Source organism: Sphingopyxis sp. (assembly GCF_035565275.1).
Lineage (GTDB): Bacteria > Pseudomonadota > Alphaproteobacteria > Sphingomonadales > Sphingomonadaceae > Sphingopyxis.
This window is the reverse complement of record NZ_DATMST010000345.1, coordinates 1-6,318: the sequence shown is the minus strand read 5'-3', so window position 1 is coordinate 6,318 and position 6,318 is coordinate 1. Positions and strand designations below refer to the sequence as shown.

General features: G+C 65.5%; 6 protein-coding genes. 1 reads left to right on the top strand and 5 read right to left on the bottom strand.

Features of this window, described 5'->3' with window-relative positions:
• The 4 genes from VN047_RS22400 to VN047_RS22385 form a co-directional block, all read right to left on the bottom strand.
• Positions 1–756 (bottom strand): cell wall hydrolase (locus VN047_RS22400; RefSeq protein WP_325546651.1); only part of this gene is annotated, 756 nt, incomplete at its 3' end.
• Between the two features lie 36 nt (positions 757–792).
• The gene (gene cysK, locus VN047_RS22395; protein ID WP_325546649.1) at positions 793–1,713 is read right to left on the bottom strand and encodes a cysteine synthase A; all 921 of its coding nucleotides are present in this window, start codon (positions 1,711–1,713) and stop codon (positions 793–795) included.
• Positions 1,710–2,378, bottom strand: coding sequence for an alpha/beta hydrolase (locus tag VN047_RS22390; protein ID WP_325546648.1), 669 nt, complete (start codon positions 2,376–2,378; stop codon positions 1,710–1,712). The genes cysK and VN047_RS22390 overlap by 4 nt, the downstream gene beginning before the upstream one ends.
• 123 nt (positions 2,379–2,501) lie before the next feature.
• Entirely contained in the window at positions 2,502–3,815 is a 1,314-nt protein-coding gene (locus tag VN047_RS22385; protein ID WP_325546646.1) for an MFS transporter, read from the bottom strand.
• A gap of 127 nt (positions 3,816–3,942) precedes the next feature.
• Between VN047_RS22385 and VN047_RS22380 the strand changes: the two genes are divergently transcribed.
• On the top strand, positions 3,943–5,664 hold the full coding sequence (locus tag VN047_RS22380) for a DUF885 domain-containing protein (protein ID WP_325546644.1): 1,722 nt from the start codon (positions 3,943–3,945) through the stop codon (positions 5,662–5,664).
• A 28-nt stretch (positions 5,665–5,692) separates the two neighbouring features.
• Here the strand turns inward: VN047_RS22380 and VN047_RS22375 are convergent.
• The coding region (locus VN047_RS22375; RefSeq protein ID WP_325546642.1) for an RsmB/NOP family class I SAM-dependent RNA methyltransferase at positions 5,693–6,318 on the bottom strand (626 nt) is incomplete at its 5' end.

The window sequence follows — 6,318 nt, the reverse complement described above, 5'->3', positions numbered from 1 at the left end:
GTGCAGGGGCGACAGCGCCGCGAGCTTCGCGACCGGACCGTCGCTGCCCGACACCGCCCCGCGGAAGGCGCCCGGCGTGCCCCAATAGCCCGGCCAGCGAAAGAATAGATGGGTGTCGACGATCGCGATCTTCTCGAGGCTGTCGCTCCAGTAGGGGCGGACCCAGTCGGTGTGATAATGGGTGGCGAGACCGACCGGCGGATAGGTCGTGCCCGACAGCATCATCTCGGCGTTCGCCTGCGCGCGCGTCCATGCCGCGTCCGAATAGCGGCGTGCGAGCGCCCCGTCGCAGGTGAAGGTGAACTGGCAACCGGTGGTCCGTTCGGATCCCTGGAAGACCACCCCGCAGATCGATTTGGGAAAGGCAGGATGACGCGCACGGTTGATCACGACCTGACCGACCGCCTGCTGGCCTTTCGCATCGTCGCCGGCCTCATAGAGCATCGCCGCGGCAAGGCAGTCGCGCGCGCGCGCTTTCGCATCGCCGCCGCCGGCGTAGATGAAGGGCCGCGCCGCAACGAACCCCTTGGTGATCAGCGCGACGCGCGCGTTGGCGGCGCGGGCATCGTCCTCGGTAACCGGCGCGAGTTCGGTGGGCAGCACGTCGGGCACGACGTCGGCAGGCGGCGCGACCGGGTGCGGCCGTGCCGCGAAACGGTCGCCGCCCCGCGGATTGCTCGCATGGAGCACCGCGCCGATCGCCACGACAGCGAGCAGGACGAACAGCCAGCCCGTCCAGTCGCGCCGCAGGGGCAACGCCGATGAATCGCCGTCGGGGCGCACGGGCCGGGCTCAGATCTCCGGGAGGAAATCGGGAACCGACAGATAGCGCTCGCCGGTGTCATAGTTGAAGCCGAGCACGCGGCTGCCGGGCGGCAGTTCGGCGAGCTTCTGGCTGATTGCGGCCAGCGTGGCGCCCGACGAGATGCCGACGAGCGTGCCTTCCTGGGTCGCGGCGCGGCGCGCGAAATCCTTGGCATCGGCGGCGTCGACCTTGATCACGCCGTCGAGCAGGTCGGTATGCAGGTTGCGCGGGATGAAGCCCGCGCCGATGCCCTGGATCGGGTGCGGTCCGGGCTGGCCACCCGAGATCACCGGCGAGAGGTCGGGTTCGACCGCATAGACCTTCAGATCGGGCCAATGTTCCTTCAGGAACTGCGCCACCCCGGTGATATGCCCGCCGGTGCCGACACCGGTGATCAGGACGTCGATCGGCGTATCCTTGAAATCGGCGAGGATTTCGGGGCCCGTGGTGCGAACATGGACATCGACGTTCGCTTCATTCTCGAACTGTTGCGGCATCCACGCGCCGGGGGTCGTTTCGACCAGTTCGATCGCGCGCTCGATCGCGCCCTTCATGCCCTTTTCGCGCGGCGTCAGGTCGAAAGTCGCGCCATAGGCGAGCATCAGCCGGCGACGTTCGACCGACATGCTTTCGGGCATGACGAGGACGAGCTTGTACCCCTTGACCGCAGCCGCCATCGCGAGGCCGATGCCGGTGTTTCCCGACGTCGGCTCGACGATGGTGCCGCCGGCCTTCAGGCTGCCGTCTCTTTCGGCCGCTTCGATCATCGCGAGGCCGATGCGATCCTTGATCGACCCGCCGGGGTTGCTGCGTTCGGACTTCACCCAGACTTCGGCGTCGGGGAACAAACGTGCCATGCGGATGTGCGGCGTGTTCCCGATGGTATCGAGGATCGAATTGGCTTTCATGATCGGTGCGCTCTTTCCTTGAATTCGAAACGCGGGTCGCGGCGGACGCGGTTTGGCCAGTCGCCGGCGCGGAGCCAGCGTGCCTCGTCCGCCGACGCCGGCGTGGGTGCGGGTTGTAACGAGGCGAGCAGATACTGTCCATAAGGCCAGTCCCCCACGCCCGAGTCCGCGTTGATATGTCCGAACGGCCCCGCATTGACGAAGCGCGCGTCCCAGCGGCGCGACAGGCGCCAGACATGCGCCGCCTTGGCGTAGGGATCGTCATCGCTCGCGACGACGATCATCGGCGTCTGCGACGACAGCGCGGGCGAGTCGGTGAAGCTGTCGACGCGTTTGTCGCGCCGCAGTTCCGTCAGGTCGGGAGGTGCAACGAGCAGCGCACCGGCGATGCGGTCGCGCGCGACGCTGCTCGCCGCCGCGAACCAGTGCGCGAAGGCGTGGCAGCCAAGACTGTGCGCGGCAATGAGCACGGGTTCATGCTCGGCAGCGATCGCGTCGGCGATCCGCTCGACCCACTGGTCCTTCAGCGGTTCGTCCCAGCTGCCGAGTTCGACTCGCTCGCAGCGGGCGAAGCTGCGTTCCCACAGGCTCTGCCAGTGGGTCGGGCCGCTGTTGTAGAGGCCCGGAATGGTGAGAATCTTGTGATGGATATTCGAATTTTGCATGGCGGTCGCTCCGTCGGGGAGAGAAGGGAGCCGCGGTGGCGGGTGTAGCCTCAATAACTCAACCAAATAAATTGACAATAAGATTCGGGCGGATCGAGCGCGGCTTGCGGTGAATGGTTGGTGTCAGTCGCCGGTGGATCTGAACTGCGGCTCGAATGTTCGCGCCCGGCGCAGTTCGGGGAACAACCAGGCCCAGAGCGCGGTCACCCCGACCGCGGCAGCGCCGCCGACGACGACGGCACTGACCGGACCGAGCGCCGCCGCCATCGCGCCGGCGCGCATCTCGCCAAGCTCGTTCGATGCCGAAATGGCGAGTCCCGACGCGGCGCTGACGCGACCGCGCATATGATCGGGCGTGTTGAGTTGGATCAGCGTGCCACGCACGAAGACCGAAAACATGTCGGCGGCACCCATCAGGACCAGCACGGCCAGCGAGAGGAGCAGGTTGGTCGACAAGCCGAACACGACCGTTCCGGCGCCGAACGCTGCGACCGCCCACAGCATCTTCACGCCGACATTGCGTTCGATCGGACGGATGGCGAGGCCGACGGCGACACCGACCGACCCGAAGGCAACGGCGGCGCGCATCAGCCCCGCGCCTTCGGCTCCGGCATGCAATATGTCACGGGCGAAGACGGGGAACATCGCGGTGGCGCCCGCAAGCAACACGGCGAACAGGTCAAGGGTGATCGTCCCCAGCAGGAAGCGCTCGACCCACACGAACTGCAACCCGTCGACCATTTCGCGCAGCGGATGACGGCGGACTTCAGCGGGAGGCGGCAGCACGGGGCGCACGCGGCTCAGGGTGAAAGCCGAAATGGCGAGGAGGATCACCGAGAAGACATAGACCGCGCCCGGATGCGCGGCGTAGATCAAGCCCCCCGCTGCGGGTCCGATTACCGACGCCGACTGCCACGCAATGCTGCTCATCGCGATCGCACGCGGCAGAACGGCGGGCGGGACGATGTTGGGCGCGATCGCGCTCATCGCGGGGCCGGAAAAGACCCGCGCGACACCGTGCAGTGCGGCGAGACCGAACAGAAGCGGCAGCGTCAGCTGATCATGCCAGGTGAACCAGCCGAGCGTCGCGGCGATGAGCAGATCAATGAGGTTCGAGAAGATCGCAACGCTGCGGCGTTCGAACCGGTCGGCCGCCCAGCCCGCGACCGGGGTCAGGATCGCCAGCGGAACGAACTGGAAGAGGCCGAGCAGCCCGAGCTGGAACGACGCCTCCTTGATCGACATGCCATAGTCGGTGCGCGCGGTGTCATAAAGCTGGTAGCCGATCACCACGACCATCGCGATCGTCGCCATTACCGCAGTGAAGCGCGCCACCCAGAAATAGCGGAAGTCGGGATAGCTGAGCGGGGAGGGGGCCGGAGCGAGCGGTGCCGGCATAACCGGCTCTTCGCCTTCGGGTGGAGGGATCGTTGCCATTGTGCTTCGCCGTAGCCCGCTTTTCGCGGCTGTCCAGATGGCATGGCTTTGCCGTTCGTCGATTATCGGGTGTCATTGGTCGGCACGGCTGGCAGAAGCGCGCCACAGGAGTCAGGGAGACACTCGAATGAAAAGCAAATTTGCCCGTTTCGGCGGCGCGGCGATGGCTGCGACGCTGTTGGTCCTTACCGCTTGCAACGCGTCGGACAACAAGTCGGCGACCGCATCGACTGCGAAGAACTGGACCGAATTCCGCGATAATTTCCTCGCCGGCTATTTCCCGCTCAATCCGAATTTCGCCGTCTATCAGGGCAAGCACGAATATGACGGGCAACTGCCCGACTGGTCGCCCGAGGGGCTGGAGAAGCAGGCGGCCTATCTCGAAAAGGCGATCGCCGACGCGAAGGCGTTCGATGGCGAAATGACCGATGCCGAAAAATTCGAACGCGACTATCTGGTCCACGTCGCACAGGGCCAGCTCTTCTTCCTCCGCGACACCGATTTCGCGCAGAAGAACCCGTCCTTTTACACCGGCGCGCTGGACCCCAATGTCTATATCGCGCGCCCCTATGCCGACGCGACGACGCGGATGAAGGCGTTCATCGCCTATGCCGAAAAGGTCCCCGCCGCGGCGGCGCAGATCAAGGCTAACCTGAAGCTTCCGCTACCCGCGACCTTCGTCAAATATGGCACGGCGGGCTTCGGCGGTTTTGCCGACTATTATAAGGGTGACGCCAAGGCAGCCTTTGCTTCGGTCAAGGACGAGGCGCTGCAGAAGCAGTTCGACGAGGCGGCAGCGAAGGCCGGCGCTGCAATGACCGATCTCGCCAGATATGTCGGATCGCAGCCGGGCACGCCCGACGGCTATGCGCTGGGCGCCGAGAAATTCTCGAAGATGATCCTGACCAACGAGGGCGTCGATACGCCGCTCGACGAACTCGAACGGATCGGGCAGGCCGACCTCAAGCGCAACCAGGACGCGCTGAAGGCCGCGTGCGCCACCTATGCCGCCGGCATGACGATCGCCGACTGCATGAAGAAGATGAATTCCGACAAGCCCGCCGACGGTCCCGTCGCCGAGGCACGGCGCCAGCTGCCGACACTACGCGCCTTCCTGATTGAAAAGGATATCGTCTCGATCCCCGGCACCGAACAGGCGCAGGTCGAGGAATCGCCGCCGTACAACCGGCAAAACAGCGCCTATATCGACATCCCCGGACCGTATGAAAAAGGCCTGCCGTCGGTCTATTACATCTCGCCGCCCGATCCGGCGTGGGACAAGCAGACGCAGGCCGATTTCGTGCCGGGCCGCAAGGATCTGATGTTCACGTCGGTTCACGAGGTGTGGCCGGGGCACTTCCTCAATTTCCTCCACTCGAACCGCGCCGAGAGTATCTTCGGCAAGCTGTTCGTCGGCTATGCCTTTGCCGAGGGCTGGGCGCATTATACCGAGGAAATGATGTGGGACGCGGGGCTGGGCGACGGCGATCCCGAAACGCATATCGGACAGCTTTCGAACGCGCTGCTCCGCGATTGCCGCTACCTCTCCGCCATCGGCCTGCACACCAAGGGCATGACGGTCGCCGACAGCGAAAAGCTGTTCAAGGAACAATGCTATCAGGACGAAGGCAATGCACGCCAGCAGGCGGCGCGCGGTACCTATGACCCGGCCTATCTCAATTACACGATGGGCAAGCTCATGATCCGCAAGCTGCGCGAGGACTGGACCAAAGGCGACAAGACGAAGTGGAAGGCATTCCACGACGAGTTCCTGTCCTATGGCGGCCCTCCGATCCCGATGGTCCGCGCCGCGATGATGAAGGAAGCATCGCCGAAGGCGGTTTTCTAGCCTCCTTGCGTGCAGCTGCGCGTGCCGGTCAGCTCGACGGCGCGCGCAGCCGCGCGACGAAGAAGCCATCGAGGCCCCCGGCGTTGGCGAGCGTGCCCGGCAAGGTACGTATGAAGCCGCCCTCGCCGGGCTCGATCGCATGAGGCAGTTCATCGCCGCGGACCGGATCGACCCTCCAGTCCCGATGACCGTCGAGGAAATTCGCTATCTGATCCTCGCCTTCGGCACGCTCGAGGGAACAGGTCGCATAGATCAGTGCGCCGCCCGGTTTGACCCAACGCGCGGCGCGCGCGAGCAGCTCTGTCTGGAGTGCGGCCATTTCCGCGATCTGCGCCGGCTCGATCCGGTGGAGGACATCGGGATGACGGCGGAAGATTCCCGTGGCCGAGCAGGGCGCATCGAGAAGAACCGCATCGGCGGAAGTCGCGGGTTCCCACGACCGGATATCGCCCTGGACGATGTCGGCCGCAAACCCGGTCCGCTCCATATTGGTGCGCAGCCGCTCGAGCCGCTTCGCGCTTGCGTCGACGGCGACGACATTCCACCCCGCCGCCGCGAGCTGCATCGTCTTGCCGCCGGGCGCGGCGCAAAGGTCGAGCACGGTCCGGCCTTCGCCTTCGCCCAGCAGGCGCGCCGGCAAGCTCGCCGCAAGAT